Here is a 22,006-nt window from a genome sequence, read left to right on the forward strand (position 1 = left end):
CAATCAAGCACGCCGCCGCTGGCGGCGTCGGCGGATGGCCGCCGCGGCGCCGATGGCGGCGACGGTGGCTCCGGCGGCGGTGGCCATGGTGGCTTCGCGGCCGCCGACGCGGCGTCCCACGACGGCGTGGCGGCCGGCGGTCTCCTCCAGGAGGACGCGGAGCGCGCCGGCGTTGTCGTGGGCGGGTTTCCAGCCGGCGGCGCGGAGCCTGGCGCAGTCGACGACCCACGGGTAGGCGACGTAGCGCAGGTCGGTCGCGGGCGCCGGGGTCATGCCGAGGCGGTGCAGGCGCTGCGCCATGCCGAAGGTGAGGGCGGCGGGCAGTTCGAAGCCGCGCTTGCCGGTGATCGCGGACACCTCGTCGGCGCCGAGCCAGCCGTCGGAGCCGACGGCGATGGGGCCGGTCAGGCCCTCGGTGACGATCAGTTCGAGGGCGGAGGCCAGGTCCTCGATGTGGCAGAACTGCCAGCCGGGGGTGCTGCCCTTGACCGACAGCAGCCGGGGCGCCTCGAAGTGCCGGGTGATCACGGTGTCCACTCCGGGTCCGACCAGGGCGGCCGGGCGGACCACGGTGACGTCGACGCCGGGGTGGGTCAGGGCGGCGCCGGCGGCCAGTTCCTCGATCTCCACGTAGTCGCCGGCGATGCTGGTGTCGGCCTCGGCGAGCAGCGGGGCGTCCTCCGCGAGCGGGACGGGGTTGTCGGGCCCGGCCCCGTACACCATGGCGCTGGTGACCAGGATCACCCGCCGTACCCGGGCCGCGGCGGCGGCGGTGACCACGGTCTGCGCTCCCCGCACGTTGTGGGTACGGCGCTCGCGCGGGTCCAGTTCGGGGGAGCTGAGGAGGTCCAGGTTGACGATCACGTCCACGTCCGAGAGCCGGTTGGACAGCAGGGGGTCCCGGATGTCGGTCACCCGCCACGTGACGTTCGGTACGTCGCCGCGGTGGTCGTCGATCGCGACGACCTTGCGGATCTCCTCGCGCCCGGCGAGCCCGGCGGCCAGCAGCCGGCCCGCGCCGGTGGCCGCGCCGGTGACGGCCACGACCGGGCCCTGTCTACGCCCAGGGCGAACCTTGCCCGTTGCCACGGAGGTGCCCCCTTCCTTGTGTTCGCGACTTCGCCGGGACCGGCTAACGTTGCGGATATGAGCCCATCATGCATCCCAGGGGCGAACCGATGAGCGATACCCCGTTCGGCTTCAACCGTCCCGGCGACGGTGATGACGACAAGGACAAGCCCCAGGATCCATTCAAGGCCATGGGCGGCGACATGCGGCAGTTCGCCGACATGCTCCACCGTTTCGCCGACATGATCGGCAGCCAGGGTGCGCCCGGCGCCGGTGGCGGCCCCCTGAACTGGGATCTGGCCAAGAACATAGCCCGTCACTCGGTGGCGGAGCAGGGTGACCCCTCTGTGGTGGACGCCGAGCGGCGGCAGGTCCAGGAGGCTCTGCGGCTGGCCGACCTGTGGCTGGACGAGGGCACCACCCTGCCCGCGGGCATCCGGAACCCTGAGGCGTGGAGCCGTTCGGAGTGGATCGAGCGGACGCTGCCGGTGTGGTCGAAGGTGTGCGACCCGATCGCGTCCCGCATGGTCGAGTCGATGGGCGGCGCGCTGGGCTCGGGTGAGATCCCGCCGGAGATGCAGGCGATGGCCGGTCCGCTGATCGGCATGGTGAAGCAGATGGCGGGCGCGATGGTGGGCGGCCAGGCGGGGCAGGCGCTGGGCGCGCTGGCCCGTGAGGTGGTGGGCTCGTCCGACGTGGGCCTGCCGCTGGCGCCGGACGGCGTGGGCGCGCTGCTGCCGGCCGGTGTGGAGGCGTTCGGCGAGGGCCTGGAGCTGTCCGAGGATGAGGTGCGGCTCTATCTGGCGCTGCGGGAGGCCGCGCACCAGCGGCTGTTCGCGCACGTGCCGTGGCTGCGGTCCCACCTGCTGGGGGCGGTGGAGGACTACGCCCGCGGCATCACGGTGGACCTGTCCGGCATCGAGCGGGCGATCCAGGGCCTGGATCTCAGCAATCCCGAGGCGATCCAGCAGGCGCTCGGCAACGAGCTCCAGTTGACGCCCGAGGAGACCCCGCAGCAGAAGGCCGCGCTGATCCGGCTGGAGACCACGCTGGCGCTGGTCGAGGGCTGGGTCGACACGGTCGTCAACGAGGTGGCCCGCGACCGGCTGCCGGGTTCGGTGAAGCTGGCCGAGGCGGTGCGGCGGCGCCGCGCCACCGGCGGCCCCGCCGAGCGGACGTTCGCGACGCTGGTGGGCCTGGAGCTGCGGCCGCGGCGGCTGCGCGAGGCGGGCGCGCTGTGGCGTTCGCTCACCGAGCTGCGCGGCGTGCAGGGCCGTGACGCCGTCTGGGGTCACCCGGACCTGCTGCCGAACGCCGAGGACCTGAACGATCCCGAGGGCTTCCTGCACGGCAAGGACGAGATCGAGGGTCTGTCCGATCTGGACATCTCCGCGCTCACCGAGGAGCGGGGCGACGAGAGCGGCGGCAAGGGCGATGACGAGCCCGGCGGTGACGGCCCGGAGCCCCGCGCGTGAGGTCGCGGACGGGTTACTCGCGCGTTCCCGGTTGCCGTTTCGAGCCGGCCACCGCGTCCGCGCTGGTCAGGCGCGAGGTGGCGGGGGCCGGGCTGTGCTGGCAGCGTCCCAGTGACCAGGAGCGGCGCCGCATGCACCGGGCGGCCTCTCACTACCCGAGGGTCCGCCGCGTATGACCTCTGGCTCGTCCCTGTACGCGGACGTCGTGAACGTCCTGACCGAATGGCGGGCGCCCTCCCCTGACCAGGAGCGCCTGCGCCAGGACTATCTGCGCCATCTGGAGGCGCACCCGGACGGCGTGTGGCGTGAGTGCGTCCCGGGGCACATCACGGCCAGCACGCTTGTCGTGGACGACGCGCGCGCGAACGTCCTGCTGACCCTGCACAGCAAGATCGGGGCGTGGTTGCAGCTGGGCGGTCACTGTGAGCCCGAGGACGCGACCCTGGCCGACGCGGCGTTGCGGGAGGCGACCGAGGAGTCGGGCATCGAGGGGCTGCGGCTGTATCCCTTCCCGGTGCAGCTCGACCGGCACCGGGTGCGCTGCCATCCGGAAGGGTCGTGGCATCTGGACGTGGAGTTCGTGGCGCTGGCCCCGCCGGGCGCGGTCCCCGCGATCAGCGACGAGTCCGACGACCTGCGCTGGTTCCCGATGGACGCCCTTCCCGACCCGGGCGACGAGGTCGTCCGGCGCCTGGCCGGTCACGTCCGCCGTCTGACGGGCCGCCTCACGAGCTGAGCGGGTGGCCTTCCAGCAGGGCCCTGGTGTTCTCCCAGCCTTCGAGGCCGGGGTCGAGGACGCCGAGGTCGGAGCGCGTCCGCAGCCGGTGCCAGGCGGGGCCCTGGGGCACCTGTCCCGGGCGTGGCGCGGCGGCGCGGAGGCGGGCGAGCGCGTCGGGCGTGTCGAGATCGACGTCCGCGAGGGCGGCGTCCAGCCAGGGGGGCGGCGGCAGCCGCGCGGCCAGGGCCACCAGCCCGTCCGGGCCGCCGGGTCCGCGGGCCTGGCAGGCGGACGCGGGCGCGGAGCCCAGGGCGCGGAACAGCTTGCCGATCAGCAGCGGCGGGAGGTCGGGGGCGTCCCCGGCCAGCAGCACGGCCTCCTTCGCGCCCAGCGCGCCCAGGGCGGCGAAGGCCGCGGCGAGGCCGCGTTCCCGGACGATCGGGGTGCCCGGCCAGGTGATCGCCTCGGCGTCGGGCTGGTCCGGTGGGTCCAGGACGAGGGCGGGCGTGACCAGGTCGAGCCCGGCCGCGACCTCGTAGGTGTCCTCCAGCAGGGCGAGCCGGAACTCCTCGGGGTCGATCCCGGGGGGGCTCAGCGGATCCCCTGAGGACGGGTCCGCGGAAGGCCGCCTCGCGGAGGACAGGACTGCGACGAAACGGGTGATGCCGCCGGTCACCCGGCGACCCCGTGGCGGTACTCGGGAGGCAGGTCGTCGCCCGCGTCCCCGGCCGCCAGGTCCCCCTCCATGGGGAGGTGGGCCGCGGCGGCGACGCCTTCGAGATAGCCGCGGGCCCGCTCGGCCTTGGGGTAGTTGCCCACCAGCTTCCAGAAGTCCGCCCCGTGCCCCGGGACGATCAGATGGGCCAGCTCGTGGACCAGCACGTAGTCGACCACCCACGGCGGCATGCCGCGCAGCCGGGTGGAGAGCCTGATGGTGCCGTCGTCCGGTGTGCACGAGCCCCAGCGGGTGCGCTGGTTGCCGACCCAGCGCACGCTCGCGGGCATGGCGCGTCCGCCGAGGTGGCGCCGGGACAGCTCGCGCGCCCTGGCCTCCAGATCGGCGTCGGACGGCCGGCGACGGCGTTCCCGCTCCTCAAGCCGCTCGAGGATGGTCGCGATCCACTGCTCCTCCTCGGCCTTGCTCAGCCGGGAGGGGAGCATCACGACGACCTTGTCCCCATCGCGATACGCGGACACCGTCCGCCGGCGTCGGTTGCTACGGCGGACCTCAACGTTAGGGGGCACGCCAGAACCGTACCCAAAAATTTGCTTCCTCCACAGGGGGTGTTGGGAGTTTTTGCAGGTCAACCCCATTGTTTTCCACCGTCCCCAGAGAGTTTCCACAGAGTCTTCGCACGGTTTCCACACCAACACCCCGACCCGTCCCCAGGGATCTCCACACCCTGTCCACAACCCCGCGTTGACCGTGGCGGCGGCCGCTCCTACCGTCGAGGTCACGATGGCTCCGCGCCGTCGGGGACCGCCTCGAAGGGGAAGGGAGGCGGGTCCCGGCGGCCCGGGGCCTGTTCGCTTTTACCCGCCGCTCGCGCGGGTACCGTCGGGGCTGGACCGTCGAGCCGGCACGCGTGTCCGTGCCGGGAGACAGGGGTGATCGAGGTGGCCGGCCAACGGCGGCGGGCGAGCGGCACGGGTGCCGAGACCGCGCCGGAGATCCTGGAGACACCGGACGGGCGGCGGCTGGGCACGCCGCCCCGGTCCGTGGCGTCCCAGGCGGGCGGCGGGCTCGCCGGGGCGGTGGCGGGCGGTGTCGCGGGCCGGGCGCTGCGGCCGGTGGCGCGCCGCGCGGCCCGGCGGTACGGGCTGCCCGCCGACGCCCTGGTGCGCGGCATCGACATCGCCGTCCCGATCGTGCTGTCGGTGGCGATGACCCGCCTGGCCAGGCGCCGCGCCCGCGCCAGGGCGGGCATGATCGCCACCGGCGGGTTCTCGGACGAGCCGCCCGGCCCCGTCCCGCTCTGACCCTCCGCTCCGGCGAGCCGGGCGCTATTCGCCGGTGAAGACGGGGCGGCGCTTCTCGCGCTGGGCGGTCAGCCCCTCCACCATGTCCTTCGACGCCATCGTGATCGGCTGGGCGAGGGACTCCCAGCGCAGTGCCGACTCCAGGTCCGGGTGGCCGCCGTTGGACAGCGCCACCTTGGTGAGCCGGGTCGCGATGGGCGCCTGGGCGGCGATCCGGGCGGCCACGTCCAGCGCCTCCTGGAGCACCCGCTCGCGCGGCACCGCCCGGTTGATCAGCCCGTAGGACTCGGCCTGGGTGCCGGTGACGGACCGTCCGGTGAACAGCAGCTCGCGGGCCAGCGGCAGGCCCGCCACCTCGGGCAGCAGCCAGGTCGTGGCCATGCCGGGGTGCAGCCCGAGCGAGGTGAACGGGACGGCGAGCTTGGCGTCGGCGGCCGCGTACCGGAGGTCGCAGGCCAGCGCGAGGGAGAGACCCGCGCCGATCGCGTGCCCGTTGACGGCGGCGATGGTGGGCACCTCCAGCGCGCGGATCCCCAGCCAGGTCCGGTAGAACTCCAGCATCCGGTCGCGCAGGGCGGGGACGGCGACGGCGTTGCCGTCCGCCAGCCAGGACAGGTTCCCGCCCGAGGTGAAGGCGCTGCCGGCGCCGGTGACGACGACGCAGCGCAGCTTGTCGTCGGCGCGCAGGCCGGCGATCGCCTCCTTCCAGGCGGCGGTCATCTCGTCGGACATGGCGTTGCGCCGGTCGGGGTCGTTGAGGGTGATGACGGCGACCCCGTCCGGTCGGCGTTCCAGCAGGACGGGGGCGGCCTCGGGGGATGGCGTGGGCGACGACTCGTGCGGCATGGCCCGCACGCTACCGTGCGCCCGTCCGGGAGCTCCTACCACAGTGCCCGCAAGCCCGCCAGCGAGGTGAGAAAGCGCACACTTACCGGGTCGTCGCAGGTCGGGCGGGCGCGGTGAGACAACATCGATAGGTTGTTTCGCACGCGTATGGCGAGAACGGCGACCGATCGCCGACAATGGTCGTCGTGAGCGATCTCCCCCGCCGCGCCGTGACGCGGTCAGCGAAGCTGGCGTCCCTCCCCCTCGGTTTCGCCGGGCGCACGGCACTCGGCGTGGGCAAGCGCACCTTCGGCCGGTCCGCCGAGGCGGTGGCCATGGAGATCCAGCAGCGCACCGCCGAGCAGCTGTTCACCGTGCTGGGCGAGCTCAAGGGCGGGGCGATGAAGCTCGGCCAGATGCTGTCGATCTTCGAGGCCGCGCTGCCGCCGGAGATCGCCGGCCCCTACCGGGCCACCCTCACCAGGCTCCAGGAGGCCGCGCCGCCGCTGCCGGCCACCGTCGTCCACCGCGTGCTGGCCGAGGGGCTCGGCGAGGACTGGCGCGACCGGTTCACCTCGTTCGAGGACGAGCCCTCCGCCGCCGCGTCCATCGGCCAGGTGCACCGCGCGGTCTGGGCGGACGGCCGCGAGGTCGCGGTCAAGATCCAGTACCCGGGCGCGGGCAAGGCCCTGATCAGCGACTTCAACCAGCTCGCGCGGCTGGCCAGGCTGTTCGCCGTGCTGATGCCCGGCCTGGACGTCAAGTCGGTGCTGGCCGAGCTGAAGGAACGGGTGGCCGAGGAGCTCGACTACACCGTCGAGGCCGCCTCGCAGACCGCGTTCCGGGAGGGGTTCCCGCCCGGCGACCCCGACTTCGTCATCCCCGAGGTGATCGCCCAGTCCGGCGACGTGCTGGTCACCGAGTGGATCGACGGGACCCCGCTGTCGAAGATCATCAGCTCCGGCGACCAGGACGAGCGCGACCACGCCGCCCTGCTGTACTGCCGGTTCCTGCTGTCGGGGCCCAAGCGCGCCGGACTGCTGCACGGCGACCCGCACCCCGGCAACTTCCGGATCATGGCGGACGGGCGGCTGGGCGTGCTGGACTTCGGCGCCGTCGACCGGATCCCCGAGGACTTCCAGCACCGGATGGGGCGGCTGCTGCGGATCGGCACCATGGCCGACATCGACGAGATCGAGGACGCGCTGCGCAACGAGGACTTCATCCGCGAGGGCGTGGAGATCGACGCCGAGGCGCTGCAGTCCTTCCTGGCACCGATCACCGAGCCGTTCGTCACCGACTCGTTCACGTTCTCCCGCGAGTGGCTGCGGGACATGGCGGCGCGGGTGACCGACCTGCGTCCCACCAACGTCGTCCGCCAGCTCAACCTGCCGCCGGAGTACGTGATCGTCCACCGTGTCCTGTCGGCGGGCACGGGAGTGCTGTGCCAGCTCGAATGCGAGATCCCCGCCCGCGCGGAGTCGCTGCGCTGGGTGCCCGGCTTCGCCGAGGACGAGCCGGCCGGCTGACCGCCGCCGCGATGACCGGCCCTTGACGTGATGGGGCCCCGCGCGCTGGTGAGACGCGCGGGGCCCGGTGTGGTCGCGTGCCCGGCGAGGGGGTCGCCGGGCACGCGCCCGGATGCCCGCCGGGAGGCCACTCGCCCGCCAAACCATCCAAGAAGGGCGGGGCGGCCTGCTACCGCGCGGGACTAACGGACGTGCCGGGTCGTGTACTGAGCGGCCGTCACGTTGTACTGGACGGGGGCCGAGGTGGGGGCGAGCAGGACGCGCCTGACGCGGGCACTCCGCGTCCTGGCGTCCCGGCGGGCTCGCCGCAGCACGCGCACGCGCTGCGCCAGTCCCTCCTCGGATTCCGGAATCCGGCCCCTGAACAGGTCATGGCCGAGCAAGGTCATGTCGTGGTCTCCGGTGGCGCGGGGGCGCGGCCCCTGTGCGGGGACCGCGCCCCCGGTTTCCTTGTCGGTCGTCGGTACGACGGTGGCCATCGAGGGCCTCACACGCTCACTTCGTCGGGGAGCGGGTTCTTACGCGGACGTCCACGCGGACGCTTGCGCGGCACGATCACGCCGCGGACGAACAGCTCCCCGCCCCAGACGCCCCAGGGCTCCTTGCGCTCGAGAGCGCCGGCGAGGCATTCCTTACGGAGCGGGCACTCCAGGCACAGGGCCTTGGCGAGCTCGACGTCGGCGGGAGCCTCGGCGAAGAAGAGCTCCGGGTCGGTACGGCACGGAAGCGTGAGGTCCTCCTCGCTTACTGCGAGAGCCCCCTGCATCACAGTCACCCTTGTTCCTCTCGTTGGTTCGCAACGGATGTGTCGGTGGGTCTTCCGGGCAAAGAAAGAGGCCGCGGATCCGGTGTCGGGATCCGCGGCCTGGGGGCTTTCCGGCGTAAATCTAAACCGGTCGCCTCCAGGAGTACGGACCCGAGTCGCCCTTCACGGAAGTGGCGTCCACGTGGGCCGTGGCCGGAGCGATGAGCGCGTCGTCCTCCAGGTGCGCGAAGACACTGCGCCCCAGCTCACGCTGGACTGGCCGCTGGCCACGCGAGACACACCGGCCCCGCAGGACGCGCGGTGCCGGGCCGGACAGGCCGGCCTCGTACCGCTGCGCGGGCCACATGGCGTCGCCGTCGCCATACCTGGCCAAGCCGATCAGGGGCGTGCTGCCAGGGCGGGCGGCGGCGGTCCAGCTCGCGGCCGATTCGGGCTTCACAGTGCTCACCGGGCTGCACACCACCTTCCTGGCTACTCGTGGCCGGCCGACGGATCCATGATCCACACGGCCGGACCGGCTGAATGCTCGCATCGAGCGTACGGGGACTTCCGCAAACCAATCAAGGTATTTTTGACCTGCGGTTTTGTGGGCGAGTTCACCTCTTGCGAGCCGAACCCGCGCCCTGTGACGCGCGTCCAATACAAGGATGGCAGCGCCATGAAGGCGGCGCCTCCTCCCGGGGAACGAGTTCCACTCGATATTCGCCGACATGCGCCCCACGAGAAATACCGTCCGGCATACACCTGGGTATCCGGATCGGTCAGTCCTTGGTGCGGATGAGCCCTTCCTGCATGACCGAGACCACGAGTTCGCCCGACCGGGTGAAGACCTGACCGCGGGCGAGGCCGCGCGCGCCGCCCGCGAACGGGGTGTCCTGGTAGTAGAGCAGCCATTCGTCGGCGCGGAACGGCCGGTGGAACCACATCGCGTGGTCGAGGCTGGCCCCCATCGTCCGCCGGTCGCCCCAGGCCAGCCCGTGGTTGAGCAGGACGGTGTCGAGCAGTGTCAGGTCGGAGGCGTACGTCATCAGGCAGACGTGCAGCAACGGGTCGTCGGGCAGTTCGCCGTCCACCCTGAGCCACACCTTGGACTCGGGCGTGGCCAGGGACGGGTCCTCGGCCGCCTCCCAGGTGAGCGGCGTGGCGTGCCGGACGTCGAAGGGACGCTGGTGGACGAACTCGGTGGCCCCGGTCTCACCGAAGATCGGCCTGAGCCGTTCCAGGGACGTGGGCAGCGTCTCGGGCGGCTCGACCTCGGGCATCGCCGCCTGGTGCGACGGCCCCTCCTCGACGATCTGGAAGGAGGCGGACATGACGAAGATCGCCTTCCCCTGCTGGATCGCCGTCACGCGCCGGGTCGTGAACGACCGCCCGTCCCGCACCCGGTCGACCGTGTACACGATCGGGACGAGCGGGTCCCCGGGCCGGATGAAGTAGGCGTGCAGCGAGTGCACGGGCCGGTTCACCGGCACCGTCCGGCCGGCCGCCACCAGCGCCTGCCCCGCGACCTGACCGCCGAAGACCCGCTGGCGTCGCTCCTCGGGGCTACGCCCCCGGAAGATCTCATGCTCGATCTGCTCAAGATCGAGAAGATCCAGCAGCGCCTTCAATGACTCCTTCACGGCCGCCAGTCTCCCAAACCCCACCCCCACCCACACCACACCCCCTCAACCGGATCCGCCAATCCCTCAACCCGGCCGCACCACACCTCCTCAACCCAGCGCCCCTCGATCTCCCAGTCCGGCGTGACGCGGCCCCCTAGCCCAGGCCACCACGGCCCAAGCTCGGGGCTCTGCGGCCCCTCAGCCAGGCGTGCTGCGGCTCCTCAGCCTCGGCGCACCACCACCTCCCGGTCCCGTGTGAGGCGGCCTCTCAGCTCGGCGCGCCTCACCTTTCAACCTGGCACGTCACGGGCTCTCAGCTTGGTGCGACGTGGACTCTTAGGTGGGGTGTGGCGGCTTCTTGGGGACCACGGTTCCTCGGTTGGGGTGGGCTGGGCTTCCGGGGTGGTGGCGGTGGCCTCTCAGTTTGGGGTGGCTCCGGTGCAGAGGGCTAGGACGGGCTTGGCGTAGCGGTCCAGTTTGACTTTGCCTACTCCTGGGATCGCGGCCAGGTCTTCGAGGGTCTCGGGCGAGCGTTCGGCTATGGCCTGGAGGGTGGCGTCGGTGAAGACGACATAGGCGGGGATCCTCTGTTCGGCTGCGACCTTGGCGCGCCACTCCTTGAGGGCCACCAGCAGCTCTTCGTTGAGCTGGGCGGGGCAGTCTTCGCAGCGTCCCAGTTTGCGTTCGATGGCGGCGGTGAGGGGGCGGCCGCACACGCGGCAGGGCTGGGGCCCTCTCGTGGTGCGCCGCTGCGCGCGTTCGGCGCGGGCGGGCGTCGGGGTCGTGGTCATGGGCGCGAGGCCGTACAGGAAACGGGACGGACGGCGCCGCCTGGAGCCGCCGGGCGAGCGCGACAGCGCCCAGGAGAGGGTGACATGCTCCCGGGCCCGGGTGATGCCCACGTAGAGCAGGCGGCGCTCCTCCTCGATCTGATCGGGCGTCTCGGCGTAGACGATCGGGAGGGTGCCCTCGACCAGGCCGACCAGGAAGACCGCGTCCCACTCCAGGCCCTTGGCGGCGTGCAGTGAGGCCAGCGTGACGCCTTCGAGCGGCGGGGCGTGCTGGGCGGCGGCGCGTTCCTCCAGCTCGGCGACGAACTCGGGCAGGCCGGCGCTCGGGTCGTCGGCGGCGATGTCCTCGGCGAGCTGGGCCAGCGCGGCCAGCGACTCCCAGCGGGAGCGGACCGCGCCCGTCCCCTCGGGCGGCCGGTCGGTGAAGCCCGCGCCGGACAGGACGTGCCGGACGGTGGCGATCAGCCCGGTGCCGTCGGTCTCGGCGTCGGCGCCGGCGCGGGCGGCGCCGCGCAGCCGGATCACCGCCTCGCGCACCTCGGGGCGCTCGAAGAACCGTTCGGCGCCGCGCAGCACGTACGGGACGCCCGCGGCGGCCAGCGCCGACTCGTACGCCTCGGACTGGGCGTTGATCCGGTAGAGGATCGCGATCTCGCGCGCCGGCACGCCCTCCTCGATCAGCTTGCGGGCCCGGCGCGCCACGTCGTCGGCCTCGGCGACCTCGTCGTCGTACTCGGCGAACACCGGTTCGGGGCCGTCCGGGCGCTGCGCCACCAGCTCCAGGACGCGCCGCCCCGCAGCGCCGCCGGTGGCCTGGCCGATGACGCCGTTGGCGAGCGCGACGACCTGGGGCGTGGAACGGTAGTCGCGGACCAGCTTCACCACCTTGGCGTCAGGGTGCTCGCGGGTGAAGCCGAGCAGGTAGGACGGGCTCGCCCCGGTGAAGGAGTAGATCGTCTGATTGGGGTCGCCGACGACGCACAGGTCGTCGCGGTCGCCGAGCCAGGCGTCCAGCAGCAGCTTCTGCAGCGGGTTGACGTCCTGGAACTCGTCCACGACGAAGTACCGGTACTGCTCGCGGACCTGCGCGGCGACCTCGCGGTGCTCGGTGAGCACGGCGACGGTCAGCTCCAGCATGCCCTCGAAGTCGAGCAGGTTGCGCTCGCGGCGCAGCGTCTCGTACATCGTGTAGATCCGGGCCACGTCGGCCACGTCGGCGGGCAGCTTGCGGGCGGCGGTGGCGACCGCGCCGGCGTAGTCCTCCGGACGGTGCTGGGTGACCTTGGCCCATTCGATCTCGGCCGCGATGTCGCGCAGCTCGCTGCGGCCGAAGGCCAGCCGGCAGGCGCGGGCCGCGTCCGCCACCAGTCCGATCTTGGATTCGATGATCTTGGGGGGCTCGCCGCCCACCACCCGTGGCCAGAAGTAGGACAGCTGCCGCAGCGCCGCCGCGTGGAAGGTGCGGGCCTGGACGCCGGGGGCGCCGAGCCGGTGCAGCCGTGCCCGCAGCTCCCCCGCGGCCCGGTTGGTGAAGGTCACCGCCAGCACCCGCTGCGGCGCCACCACGCCCGTGAGCACGGCGTACGCGATGCGGTGGGTGATCGCCCTGGTCTTGCCGGTGCCCGCGCCCGCCAGCACGCACACCGGGCCCTGCACGGCCTCCGCCACCGCCCGCTGCTCCGGGTCCAGACCCGCCAGAACGCCCTCAGCCAGCATCCCCCCATCCTGGCAGCCCCAGGAGACGGGACGGGCACCCGCCCGCGTCTGTGGATAACCTCGTCCGCGGAATGCGGGACGGCGGCAGGCTGTTGACGCAATCGCCCGGGAGTCCGCATCCGGACATCCGGTCAGGCACCTCACATGAATCGCAGACATCACGACCTGACGGCAACGCCCGTACGGGGACGGCCCCTCTCGGGGACCGCGCACGAAGGAGACGACTCGCCGATGGCCACGCCCACTCCGGACCAGGCGACCGGGCCCACGGGCCCGCTCACCATGTACACCACCACCTGGTGCGGCTTCTGCCGGCGGCTGAAGAGCCAGCTGGCCAGGGACGGCATCGAGATGGTGGAGATCGACATCGAGCGCGACCCCGCGGCGGCGGAGTTCGTGATGAGCGTCAACGGCGGCAACCAGGTGGTCCCCACGGTGGTCGTCGACACGCCGGAGGCCGGGCGGCACGTGCTGACCAACCCCAGCGCCAAGGAGGTCAAGCGCCTCCTGGGCGCGGGGCGCTAGAACGGCGGCATGTCGGGCAGCGGTCCCCCGTACCAGCGGACGATGAGCTGGGCGGCGATGGAGAGCGGCCCGGGTGACACCACCCGGCCGCTCTCGATCGCCCCCTTCAGCTCATCGCGCGTGTACCAGGCCGCGTCCAGGATCTCCTCGGGATCGGGACTCAACTCCTGGGAGCCCTCGGAGCGGGCGAAGAAGCCCAGCATGAGGCTCTGCGGCATCGGCCACGGCTGGCTTCCCATGTAACGGATGTCGCTCACCGTGATGCCGACCTCTTCGCGTACCTCGCGGACGACGGCCTGCTCCAGGGACTCCCCGGGCTCGACGAATCCGGCCAGGATGGAGCGCCGGTTCTCGGGCCAGCTTGGGCCGCGCGCCAGCAGGACGCGGTCGTGCTCGTCCCGGACGAGCATGATGACCGCAGGGTCGACGCGGGGGAACTGCTCGGATCCGTCGGACGGGCATACGCGCACATGCCCCGCCGCCGTGAGCTCGTTGGCCTTTCCGCAGCGCGGGCAGTACTGGTTGGACGCGTGCCAGTGTTCCAATGCGACCGCATGGGTCATCAGGCCGGAATCCCGGTCTCCCAGGATGGCGCCTACGCGCCGCAGGCTGGCCGACTCGGCGCCTTCGATGGAGGGCAGCGGTGCCTGTACGGCGAAGTAGGCCACGCCTTCGTCGTCCACTCCAAGGAGGTAGCGGTCGCCTTCGGGAGCGTCGCCGGGTGAGGTGAAGACCAGGCCGGGGCTCGGGTCGTAGGCGACGAGCGCACGACCGCCCTGGACGGCGAAGACCCGGGTACGCGGGTCCGCCCAAGCCGACGCCACCCATTCCTCGTTACGGCGGTGCTCGGCCACCCTGTCCAGGGTGCCGCGAGCCAGCGCAAGCCACTCCAGCGTCGACTCAGTGAGCGGCTCGGCGGGAACCCTTGCCTCGATGCCAGTCAACGGCTCTCCTCCTGTCCGGCCCTTCGTACGGCCCCTTGTACGGCCTCCGCCCGGCCGGTCACTCCGGACGCAGGGCGGTGGCCAGCTCGCCCCACAGGTAGGCGGACACCTCCGCCCCCTTGAGGAGGAGGGGCATCTCGACCTTCTCGTTCGGAGCGTGAATGCGGTCGCTGTTCAGGCCCACCGCTACGAACACCAGAGGGGCCTCCAATATGTCCGCCAGGTCGGCCTCGGGTCCGCTGCCTCCCTCCCGGGTGAACAGCACCTCCTTGCCGAAGGCCCGTTCCATGGCGCGCTTGGCCGCGCGCACCCCCGCCGAATCGATGGGCGAGAAGCATGGGCGTACGTTGCCGGCCAAGGTGGTGACCTCGGCGCGTATGCCGGGTGGGGTGTGCCGCTCCACCCACGTACGGAACGACTCCTGCACCTTGACCGGGTCCTGTCCGGCGACGAGCCGGAAGGAGAGCTTGGCATGCGCCTCGCGCGGGACGATCGTCTTGTGGCCGGGGCCCGTGTGGCCGCCCCACATGCCGTTGACCTCGGCGGTCGGGCGGGCCCAGATGCGCTCCAGGGTGGTGAAGCCCTTCTCCCCGTACGCGACGCGGCTGTTCCCGGCGGTGCGCAGCCATTGGGCCTCATCGAACGGGAGCCGGGCGAACAGTTCCCGCTCCTCGTCCGTGAGCGGGACGACATCGTCGTAGAACCCGGGCAGGGTCACCCGGCCGTCGGCGTCGTGCAGGGCCGCCAGAAGCGTCGCCATGGCGTGCAGAGGGTTGGGGACGGCCCCGCCGAACGAACCCGAGTGCAGGTCGGTGTCCGGCCCGTACAGCGCCACCTCCACCTCGCTGAGGCCGCGCATGCCCGTGCACATGGACGGGACGTCCTCGGACCACATCGTCGTGTCACTGATGACGATGGCGTCGCAGGCGAGCCGCCTGCGCTGGGCGCGCAGCAGCTCGGGGAAATGCACCGAGCCGGATTCCTCCTCGCCCTCCACCAGAAACTTGATGGTCACTGGGGGCGCGGTCGCGCCGGACGCGGTGAGCCCGGCCCGGATACCCAGGGTGTGGAAGAGCACCTGTCCCTTGTCGTCGGACGCACCGCGCCCTATGAGGCGGTCCCCCTTCTCCAAGGGGGTGAAGGGGTCGGTCTCCCACTCGTCGAGCGGTTCGACCGGCTGGACGTCGTGATGCCCGTAGATGAGCACGGCCGGGGCATCCGGGTCCGCCGCGGGCCATTCCGCGAACACCGAGGGGAGCCCGGCCGTCTCCCACACCTCGACCGTGGGGAACCCCGTCTCCCGCAGGTAGGAGGCGAGCCACTCGGCCGAGCGCCGTACGTCCGGGTGGCGGGCCGGGTCGGCGGAGATGGAGGGGATGGCCAGCCACTCCTTGAGATCGGCGAAGAACCGCTCCTTGCCGGCCGTGATGTATTCGCGAACGTCCATGGGCATTGCTCGATCCTAGGGGCGTCCCTGGGAACTTGCGGGGAGAGGTGCCACAGGCATAGGACTTGACCAGGCGAAGCAGGAACGGGAGGCGCGCCTTGATCTTGATTGACCCGCCGCTGTGGCCCGCGCGGGGGCGCCTGTGGTCGCACATGGTCAGCGATGTGTCGTTCCAGGAATTGCACGCGTTCGCGGCCGACCTGGGGATGCCCGCCAGGGCGTTCGAGCGGGACCACTACGACGTGCCCTCGGAGTTGTACCGGGCCGCGGTGAGCTTGGGCGCGAAGGAGGTCGGCTGCCAGGAACTGGTGCGCAGGCTGACCCAGGCGGGGTTACGCCGCCCCAAATTCGCCCGCGCCTAGCGTTGCGGGGGCGTGTCCTGAGGCGGTGTGGCCTTGAGCAGGGTCAACTCGGTATCGAGGTTGTGGCGGGCCCGGTCCTCGTAGCGTTCGCGGGCAGGCGGGGTGTGGAAGAGGGCGGGAAGGGCGAGGAGCCCGTTGAGGACTTCTGCGCGTCCGGCCCGGTAGATCTCCTCGGGGACGAAGGCGTATTCCTCCCGTACGGCAGCCGCGTACGCGGCGTACCGCTCAGGGTCCGAGCCCAGGATCGCCAGGTCGGCATCACTCAGGACCTGTCCGTTGCGGTCGTCCTGGGCGGGCGCATGCGTTTCGGTGAGCCTGACCAGCCGCGCGACCTCGCTGACGGTGTCCGCCGGAAGGTCGGTGTCGGCGAGCATGCGTTCCGCCAGGCGTGCGCTGCGTTCCTCGTTGTCGGCACGCTGGGGGTCGTAGACCGCGTCGTGGAACCAGGCCGCGAGCCGTACGGTGTCGGGCGCGTCCGCGTAGGCCGACAGTTCGTCCACAAGGTCCAGGACGGCGGTGAGGTGCTCGCGCGTGTGGTAGCGGCGATGCTCCTCCCCGTAACGCGCATCCAGGTCGGCGCCGATGCGCCGTGTTCGAGGACCGGCCAGCGCGACCCAGCGCTCCACTAACTGCATGACCCCATCCTCGCGGATGCCCGCGCGCCCCGCTCACAGAGGGGCGAGACACGCGCGGCGCCTTCCTTGCAAGGGAATCGTGGCGCCGTCACTATGGTGCCTTCCTTGAGTTAGGCAAGCCTTACCTCATTACAGGAAGGTGGCCGTGGGCTCCGTGCTTCCCTCCGTGCTCTCCTCGTCGGCCCCTCCCGTCCTGGCGCTCGTCGCCGGGAAGGTCACCGACTCGGTGACCTTCGGGTTCCTGCCCGCGGCCGGACGGCTGGCCACGGCCCGCGGCCTGGCGGTCGCGCTGCTGACCGACCGGCCGGAGGAGCACGGGAAGGCGTTCGACGGTCCCGTGATCCCCTGCGACGTGACCGACTTCCGCGACATCATCGCCCGCGTCACGGACCTGCCGGGCGAGCCCGCGGCGCTGTTCTCCAACAGCGACTTCCTCCAAGCTCCCACCGCACTCGCCGCGTCCTATCTGGGACTGCCCGGCAAGGACTGGAAGGCCGCCACCCGCACCAAGAACAAGGCCCTCATGCGGCGTTATCTCCAGCGGATCGACCCTGTCTTCTCCTCGCCCGCAGAGGACGTGCCCGAGGACGCCCCATATCCGCTCGTCCTCAAGCCACGCGAAGGGGTGGCCAGCGAGGACGTCTTCCTCGTAGGGGACGCCACCGAGCTTGCCGCCCGCCGCGAAGAGGTCAAGTCACGGCGCTCCGACCCCCTGGTGGTCGAGGAGTACCTTCCGGGCGAGTTGCACACCCTGGAAACGCTTGGGGACGGGCACGAGCTGCGGGTGCTCGGCTCCTTCCATACGACGGTGTCGCCTCCGCCGCATTTCATCGAGGAACGCCTTGAGTGGGCCGCGCCTCCCCCTGGGACCGACCAGGTTCTCTCGCAACTGAAGGCGCTGGGGGTGGGTTTTGGGGCGTGCCATACGGAGTTCGTGGTTCACGAGGGCCGCGCACGGTTGATCGAGGTCAACTACCGGCTCATCGGAGACCACTGCGACTTCCTCATGGCCGACCTGCTGAACATCCCCCTCTTCGACTGGATTCTCCGCGTCCACATGGGCGAGCGCCTGCCGCCTCTTGAGACGTCGCACGAAAGCCTGGGACGCCATGCCATCGCCGAGGTCGTCCTTGCCACACGCGATGGTGTCCTCACCACCGCGCCCGAAGCGGTCGAACTGACCGACGGGTCCGTCCGCTTGTCGTACCGTCCCCAGCGCCCGCTCGGCGAACGCATCGCGCTGACCCGCACCAATCGCGACTACCTCGGAACGATCCGCGCCATCGGCCCCTCGGCCACCGAGGTGGAGGCGGCGATCGACCGTTTCCGGGCCTCCAACACCTGGATGATCTCGTGACCGAGGCCGCACTCGCCGCGCGAGTCCTGGACGCCCTCCTGCGCGAGGACTACGCGGGGCTGCGCCGGTTCGTCCAGGGACGCACGCTCGACCTGCCAGGGCGGCGTGTGCGGCTCAGGAGAGGCGATGGGTTCATGGCCGAGGTGTCGGTGGACCCCGCCCAAGGGCTGCGGCTTGACGATGTGTTCGCCGCCGTCCGATCCCTGGCCGACCCCAGCGACAACGTGGCCGCCTTTGAGCGCGAGTGCAAAGAGACCTTGGCAACCGTCCGGCTCCAGGAGGCGTCCCTCGATGAGGTTTTGCGCCGGATGGCGCGCGTTCCGGACGAGGCGCGCCATGGCCCCGGCACCTACTACGAAACGCTCGCCGCCTACACCGACCACCCCGTCCACCCGATGGGACGCTGCAGGATCGGCTTGGACGCGGAGGATCTGAGGAACCACGCCCCCGAGTTCGCGCCCGTTTTCCAACTGCGCTGGGCCACCGTGCCCCCGGATCGGGTGACCGCCCATGGCGTACGGCCCGACTGGTGGCAGGACGACGGCCTCTTCCCCGTCCATCCCTTGACCGTGCCCCACCTCGACGGGATGACAGGGGTGACACTCGCCGCCAAGCCGTACCTCAGCGTCTCTCCCACGCTTTCCATGCGCACCGTCGCCGTGGATGCGTCCACGCACCTGAAGGTGCCGTTGCACACAAGCACGCTGGGACTTCGCAACAAGAGGACGATCGTCCCGCGTACGTTGCACGACGGCGCCCTGGCCGAACGGCTTCTGCGTCGCGTCCTGGATGAGGAGCCCAAGCTGCCCATCCTGCTCGCGGACGAGCAGACCTACGGGCACGCCGACTCCCCCTGGCTCGCCTACCTCGTACGGCGATTCCCGCCCGAGACGGCCGACGCGCATGTCATCCCGGTCGCGGGCCTGCTGGCGCCCTCGCCCCAGGGAGGATGCGTCATCGAGCAATGGGACGTGCCCACCCTCTTCGGGGCGTACCTGGACGCGCTGCTGGCATGGAACGTCGCCCTCTTCCGGCGCGGCATCGCCTTGGAAGCCCACCAGCAGAACGTGTCGCTCGTCCTGGACGGCGACGACCTCAAGCTGCTCATCAAGGACTACGACGGAACGCTCTTCCTCGGCGAGGACGGGCTCGCCCAAGGCGCCGACGAGGCGTTCCTGGATCCCCGGATGGTGACACCGGACCACGAGGCGCTGGCCCGGGTCTTCGTCACCATCACCCTCCATCTGTGCGCCGCCGCGCCCGCCTTCGGGCTGGCCGAGCGGGGACTGCTGCCGCTGCCGACCGGCCTGGCGATGATCCGGGAACGGCTGGACGCGGCGCTCGGGCCGCGTGACGCCTTCCTGCGCGCACGCACCCTGGACGCCGGAACGCTGCCGGCCAAGGCGATGGTCACCGCCGGGACCCTGGTCGACAAGGCGCGCACCGGATCCGCCGACATCAACAAGCACTACGGCCCGCCGGGGCCCAACTACCTTCGGGACGACACGTGTTGCTGACACGACCGGCTCTCACCGCCGACGACGCCACCGCCACCGCGCTGCTGAACTGCCTCGTCCGCGAGGTGTGCGCACCCGAGCACCAGGTACGGGCGGACGGCGGGCGCCTCGTCGTCCGGCTCCCCCGCGTCGGTGTCACGCTGCGCGCGGGGCTGGCCAGGCCCCCGTCCGGGCCCACGTACCGCCTCGTTCCCCCCTTCGAGGAACACCGTGACGGCTCATGGATGGCCGCGGGCTGGGATCGCCTGGCCGACCTTGTGGCGGGCGAACTGGAGTTGTCCACCGGGCAGGCGAACCCGGAGTTCCTCACACAGGTGCGGGACAGTCACACCGCCTTGGCCGCGATCCTGACCGCACGAGTGGAGCCGGCGCATCCCGGCTCGCACCCGTTGGACCGCTACCTGGAATCCGAGCAATCCCTGCTGTCGGGCCACCGTTTCCATCCCTCGCCCAAGGCCCGCCAAGGCGACCCCGCCGAATGGATGCGATACGCGCCAGAGGCCAGGGCGCGGTTTCATCCTCGTTGGCTCGCGGTACGCGAGGACGTCCTCGTCCAGGAGGGTGACGGTTCCGCCTTCGCAAGGCTCGACGGCCTTGGCCCGGACACCCCATCCGGATACCGGCTCTTGCCCGCTCACCCCTGGCAGCTCGCCCTCCTCACAGACCGTCCCGCCCTACGCCAGGCCCTTGGAACGGGGCTCATCGTCGACCTCGGCCCGGCCGCTCCCGAGGTCGTCCCCACATCGTCGGTGCGTACCGCCTACGTGGCGGACGCGGACGTGTTCTGCAAGTTCAGCCTGGACATCCGCATCACCAACTGCGTGCGCAAGAACGCCTGGTACGAACTGGCCGGTGCGGTGGCTCTCAACAAGCTCGTCCAGCCCGTCTTCGCCGCTCTGGACGATTGCACGTTCCTGGCCGAACCCGCGTACCGCAGCGTCGCCCTGGCCGACCGCAGGCTTCACGAAGGGCTCGGGGTAATCCTGCGCCAAGGTGTGGGCGCTCTCAACGGAACCCCGCTCCTGGCCGCCGCCCTCGCCGACCCGTACGGCACCACCCTCGCCACGCTGCCCGCCCTCGCCACCCAGGAAGGCGCCCTCGCCTGGTGGGACGCCTATGTACGGCACGTCGCACGCCCTGCCCTGCGCGCCTATCTGGAACACGGCATCGTCCTGGAGGCACATCTGCAGAACGTCCTGGTCGTGGTGGACGACGAGGGCATGCCCGTGGAAACGGCCTTCCGTGACTTGGAGGGCACCAAGCTCACCCCCGCCTGGCACGAACGGATCGCCGACCTCCCGGCCCGGGTCCGCGAGTCCCTCACCTACGACCCGAACCGCGCCTGGAACCGGGTTGTGTACTGCCTGCTGGTCAACCACCTGACGGAGATAGCCGCCGCCGTTGCCGACCTCCACCCCGACCTGGACCAAGACCTGTGGCCCGCGGCCCGTCCCCACTTCGCATCCTGCGGCGACCACCCTCAGCTTCGCGCTCTGCTGGCGGGCGTCCCCTTCCCTGCCAAGGCCAACCTGCGCGCACGGTGGTCGCGCAGCGCGGACCGCACGGCCACCTACGTCCCGGTGCCCAATCCCTTCGCCGGAGTCTGCGGATGACCCCCCACGACTACATGCGGGACCTCACCCGCTTCCCCGCCTACGTGTACGACCTGAACGGACTGCGCGAGCACGTCGCGGCCATCCGAAGCTCCCTCGGGCCGGAACTCTTCTACGCCGCCAAAGCCAACCCCGACCCGGCCATACTGCGCGCACTCGCCCCCCATGTGGACGGCATCGAGGTCGCCTCCGGAGGCGAATTGGCTCACGTACGGCGAACCCTCCCCAACGCACGCCTGGCCTTCGGCGGCCCCGGAAAGACCGACGAGGAACTGTCCCTGGCCTTGGACCTGGGAGTCGAGCGCATCCACGTGGAAAGCCCGCACGAGCTCGCCCGCCTCGCAGCCAAGGGTCGCCCCGCCCACGTCCTCCTCCGGGCCAACCTCAGGTTGCCCACGACCGGTGCCGCCCTCCAAATGCGCGGCGCCTTCGGCATGGACGAAAAAGCCCTCACCGCATGCGCCCGTACCATCGCGAGCAGCGGTCCCCACCTCACCCTGCACGGCATCCACACCCACCTGGCCTCCGGCCTGGACGCCACCGCCATGCTCGACCTGGCACGGCACATCATCGACTGGGCGATCCCCTGGCTGGAGGCGCACAACGTCGCGTCCCCGGAAATCAACCTCGGGGGCGGCATGGCGGTCGACTACACCGACCCCGAGACCCGTTTCGACTGGAAGACCTACGCCGCCGGGCTACCGGACGTGCCCGCGAAACTCCGCATAGAACCGGGCCGGGCCCTGACCGCCTACCACGGCTGGTACGTGACCGACGTGCTCGATGTGAAGACCACGCACGGCGAGACCTACGTCGTTCTGCGCGGCGGCACCCAGCACCTCCGCACCCCCGTGACGAAGGGTCACGACCAACCCTTCACCGTCCTGACCCGCGCAGGGGAAAACCGAGCGGCGACCCTGGTCGGGCAGCTCTGCACACCCAAAGACGTCTTCGCCGCCGACGTGCCGGTCCCCGCGAGCCTGCGCCCAGGCGACCTCATCGCCTTCGCCATGGCGGGCGCGTACGCCTGGAACATCTCTCACCACGACTTCCTGATGCACCCCCGGCCTGACTTCCACTACCTGGAGTGAGCCCACCCAGGGTGCATCGCATCGCGAGCACCGGGTACCTCAA

At 71.3% G+C, this 22,006-nt stretch carries 22 protein-coding genes; 10 read left to right on the top strand and 12 right to left on the bottom strand.

Translation table 11 applies throughout. From position 1 onward, the window contains the following. Positions 1-3: 3 nt before the first annotated feature. Positions 4-1,044 carry an NAD-dependent epimerase/dehydratase family protein gene (locus tag ACGWYJ_RS30710; RefSeq protein WP_395109937.1) on the bottom strand — a complete coding sequence of 347 codons (1,041 nt, stop codon included), beginning with the start codon at positions 1,042-1,044 and terminating at the stop codon, positions 4-6. Positions 1,045-1,178: 134 nt separating this feature from the next. Here ACGWYJ_RS30710 and ACGWYJ_RS30715 point away from each other — a divergent pair, with 134 nt between their 5' ends. After that, the gene (locus tag ACGWYJ_RS30715; protein ID WP_395109938.1) at positions 1,179-2,543 is read left to right on the top strand and encodes a zinc-dependent metalloprotease; all 1,365 of its coding nucleotides are present in this window, start codon (positions 1,179-1,181) and stop codon (positions 2,541-2,543) included. Between the two features lie 172 nt (positions 2,544-2,715). Beyond that, positions 2,716-3,279 carry an NUDIX hydrolase gene (locus tag ACGWYJ_RS30720; RefSeq protein ID WP_395109939.1) on the top strand — a complete coding sequence of 188 codons (564 nt, stop codon included), beginning with the start codon at positions 2,716-2,718 and terminating at the stop codon, positions 3,277-3,279. Here the strand turns inward: ACGWYJ_RS30720 and ACGWYJ_RS30725 are convergent. Further along, the gene (locus tag ACGWYJ_RS30725) at positions 3,269-3,937 is read right to left on the bottom strand and encodes a hypothetical protein (RefSeq protein WP_395109940.1); all 669 of its coding nucleotides are present in this window, start codon (positions 3,935-3,937) and stop codon (positions 3,269-3,271) included. The genes ACGWYJ_RS30720 and ACGWYJ_RS30725 overlap by 11 nt on opposite strands. After that, positions 3,934-4,458: a M48 family metallopeptidase gene (locus ACGWYJ_RS30730; protein ID WP_395109941.1), complete on the bottom strand. Its 525-nt coding sequence runs from the start codon at positions 4,456-4,458 to the stop codon at positions 3,934-3,936. Before ACGWYJ_RS30730 ends, ACGWYJ_RS30725 begins: the two co-directional genes overlap by 4 nt. A 411-nt stretch (positions 4,459-4,869) precedes the next feature. On the opposite strand from ACGWYJ_RS30730, the gene ACGWYJ_RS30735 reads away from it, so the two are divergent. After that, a complete protein-coding gene (locus ACGWYJ_RS30735) occupies positions 4,870-5,241 on the top strand; it encodes a hypothetical protein (protein ID WP_395109942.1) in 372 nt (123 codons plus the stop codon). 24 nt (positions 5,242-5,265) lie between these two features. Here the strand turns inward: ACGWYJ_RS30735 and ACGWYJ_RS30740 are convergent, their stop codons facing one another. Next, positions 5,266-6,087: an enoyl-CoA hydratase/isomerase family protein gene (locus ACGWYJ_RS30740; RefSeq protein WP_395109943.1), complete on the bottom strand. Its 822-nt coding sequence runs from the start codon at positions 6,085-6,087 to the stop codon at positions 5,266-5,268. 185 nt (positions 6,088-6,272) lie between these two features. Between ACGWYJ_RS30740 and ACGWYJ_RS30745 the strand changes: the two genes are divergently transcribed. Beyond that, entirely contained in the window at positions 6,273-7,595 is a 1,323-nt protein-coding gene (locus ACGWYJ_RS30745; RefSeq protein WP_395109944.1) for an ABC1 kinase family protein, read from the top strand. A 182-nt stretch (positions 7,596-7,777) separates the two neighbouring features. Here ACGWYJ_RS30745 and ACGWYJ_RS30750 read toward each other — a convergent pair whose 3' ends face one another. The 5 genes from ACGWYJ_RS30750 to ACGWYJ_RS30770 all read right to left on the bottom strand — a co-directional run bounded on the left by ACGWYJ_RS30750 (position 7,778) and on the right by ACGWYJ_RS30770 (position 12,472). After that, positions 7,778-8,074 carry a hypothetical protein gene (locus ACGWYJ_RS30750; RefSeq protein ID WP_395109945.1) on the bottom strand — a complete coding sequence of 99 codons (297 nt, stop codon included), beginning with the start codon at positions 8,072-8,074 and terminating at the stop codon, positions 7,778-7,780. A gap of 8 nt (positions 8,075-8,082) precedes the next feature. Continuing rightward, positions 8,083-8,361, bottom strand: coding sequence for a WhiB family transcriptional regulator (locus ACGWYJ_RS30755; protein WP_395109946.1), 279 nt, complete (start codon positions 8,359-8,361; stop codon positions 8,083-8,085). Between the two features lie 121 nt (positions 8,362-8,482). After that, positions 8,483-8,809, bottom strand: coding sequence for a hypothetical protein (locus ACGWYJ_RS30760; protein ID WP_395109947.1), 327 nt, complete (start codon positions 8,807-8,809; stop codon positions 8,483-8,485). A gap of 313 nt (positions 8,810-9,122) precedes the next feature. Further along, on the bottom strand, positions 9,123-9,983 hold the full coding sequence (tesB, locus tag ACGWYJ_RS30765; RefSeq protein WP_395109948.1) for an acyl-CoA thioesterase II: 861 nt from the start codon (positions 9,981-9,983) through the stop codon (positions 9,123-9,125). 401 nt (positions 9,984-10,384) lie between these two features. Beyond that, positions 10,385-12,472, bottom strand: a complete 2,088-nt coding sequence (locus ACGWYJ_RS30770) for a UvrD-helicase domain-containing protein (protein WP_395109949.1) — start codon at positions 12,470-12,472, stop codon at positions 10,385-10,387. Between the two features lie 231 nt (positions 12,473-12,703). Here ACGWYJ_RS30770 and ACGWYJ_RS30775 point away from each other — a divergent pair, with 231 nt between their 5' ends. After that, positions 12,704-12,997 carry a mycoredoxin gene (locus ACGWYJ_RS30775; RefSeq protein WP_395109950.1) on the top strand — a complete coding sequence of 98 codons (294 nt, stop codon included), beginning with the start codon at positions 12,704-12,706 and terminating at the stop codon, positions 12,995-12,997. Here the strand turns inward: ACGWYJ_RS30775 and nudC are convergent. Beyond that, positions 12,994-13,932: an NAD(+) diphosphatase gene (gene nudC, locus ACGWYJ_RS30780; protein WP_395109974.1), complete on the bottom strand. Its 939-nt coding sequence runs from the start codon at positions 13,930-13,932 to the stop codon at positions 12,994-12,996. The two genes, ACGWYJ_RS30775 and nudC, sit on opposite strands and share 4 nt — an antisense overlap. Positions 13,933-13,999: 67 nt before the next feature. Further along, positions 14,000-15,388 carry a dipeptidase gene (locus tag ACGWYJ_RS30785; RefSeq protein ID WP_395109951.1) on the bottom strand — a complete coding sequence of 463 codons (1,389 nt, stop codon included), beginning with the start codon at positions 15,386-15,388 and terminating at the stop codon, positions 14,000-14,002. Positions 15,389-15,486: 98 nt separating this feature from the next. Here ACGWYJ_RS30785 and ACGWYJ_RS30790 point away from each other — a divergent pair, with 98 nt between their 5' ends. Next, positions 15,487-15,750 (top strand): DUF4031 domain-containing protein, encoded by a 264-nt coding sequence (locus tag ACGWYJ_RS30790; RefSeq protein WP_395109952.1) that lies wholly within the window; start codon positions 15,487-15,489, stop codon positions 15,748-15,750. Here the strand turns inward: ACGWYJ_RS30790 and ACGWYJ_RS30795 are convergent. Next, on the bottom strand, positions 15,747-16,385 hold the full coding sequence (locus ACGWYJ_RS30795; protein WP_395109953.1) for an HD domain-containing protein: 639 nt from the start codon (positions 16,383-16,385) through the stop codon (positions 15,747-15,749). The genes ACGWYJ_RS30790 and ACGWYJ_RS30795 overlap by 4 nt on opposite strands. Positions 16,386-16,530: 145 nt before the next feature. On the opposite strand from ACGWYJ_RS30795, the gene ACGWYJ_RS30800 reads away from it, so the two are divergent. From ACGWYJ_RS30800 to ACGWYJ_RS30815, 4 genes are read left to right on the top strand one after another with little or no spacing between them, the layout of a single operon-like run. Next, positions 16,531-17,742: an acetyl-CoA carboxylase biotin carboxylase subunit family protein gene (locus ACGWYJ_RS30800; protein WP_395109954.1), complete on the top strand. Its 1,212-nt coding sequence runs from the start codon at positions 16,531-16,533 to the stop codon at positions 17,740-17,742. Next, a complete protein-coding gene (locus ACGWYJ_RS30805) occupies positions 17,739-19,259 on the top strand; it encodes an IucA/IucC family protein (protein WP_395109955.1) in 1,521 nt (506 codons plus the stop codon). Before ACGWYJ_RS30800 ends, ACGWYJ_RS30805 begins: the two co-directional genes overlap by 4 nt. After that, complete coding sequence (locus ACGWYJ_RS30810) at positions 19,250-20,872, top strand: IucA/IucC family protein (protein WP_395109956.1); 1,623 nt, start codon at positions 19,250-19,252, stop codon at positions 20,870-20,872. The genes ACGWYJ_RS30805 and ACGWYJ_RS30810 overlap by 10 nt, the downstream gene beginning before the upstream one ends. After that, positions 20,869-21,963, top strand: a complete 1,095-nt coding sequence (locus ACGWYJ_RS30815) for a type III PLP-dependent enzyme (RefSeq protein ID WP_395109957.1) — start codon at positions 20,869-20,871, stop codon at positions 21,961-21,963. Before ACGWYJ_RS30810 ends, ACGWYJ_RS30815 begins: the two co-directional genes overlap by 4 nt. The last annotated feature ends 43 nt before the right edge of the window (positions 21,964-22,006 follow it).

Source organism: Actinomadura sp. SCN-SB (assembly GCF_043906805.1).
Classification (GTDB): domain Bacteria; phylum Actinomycetota; class Actinomycetes; order Streptosporangiales; family Streptosporangiaceae; genus Spirillospora.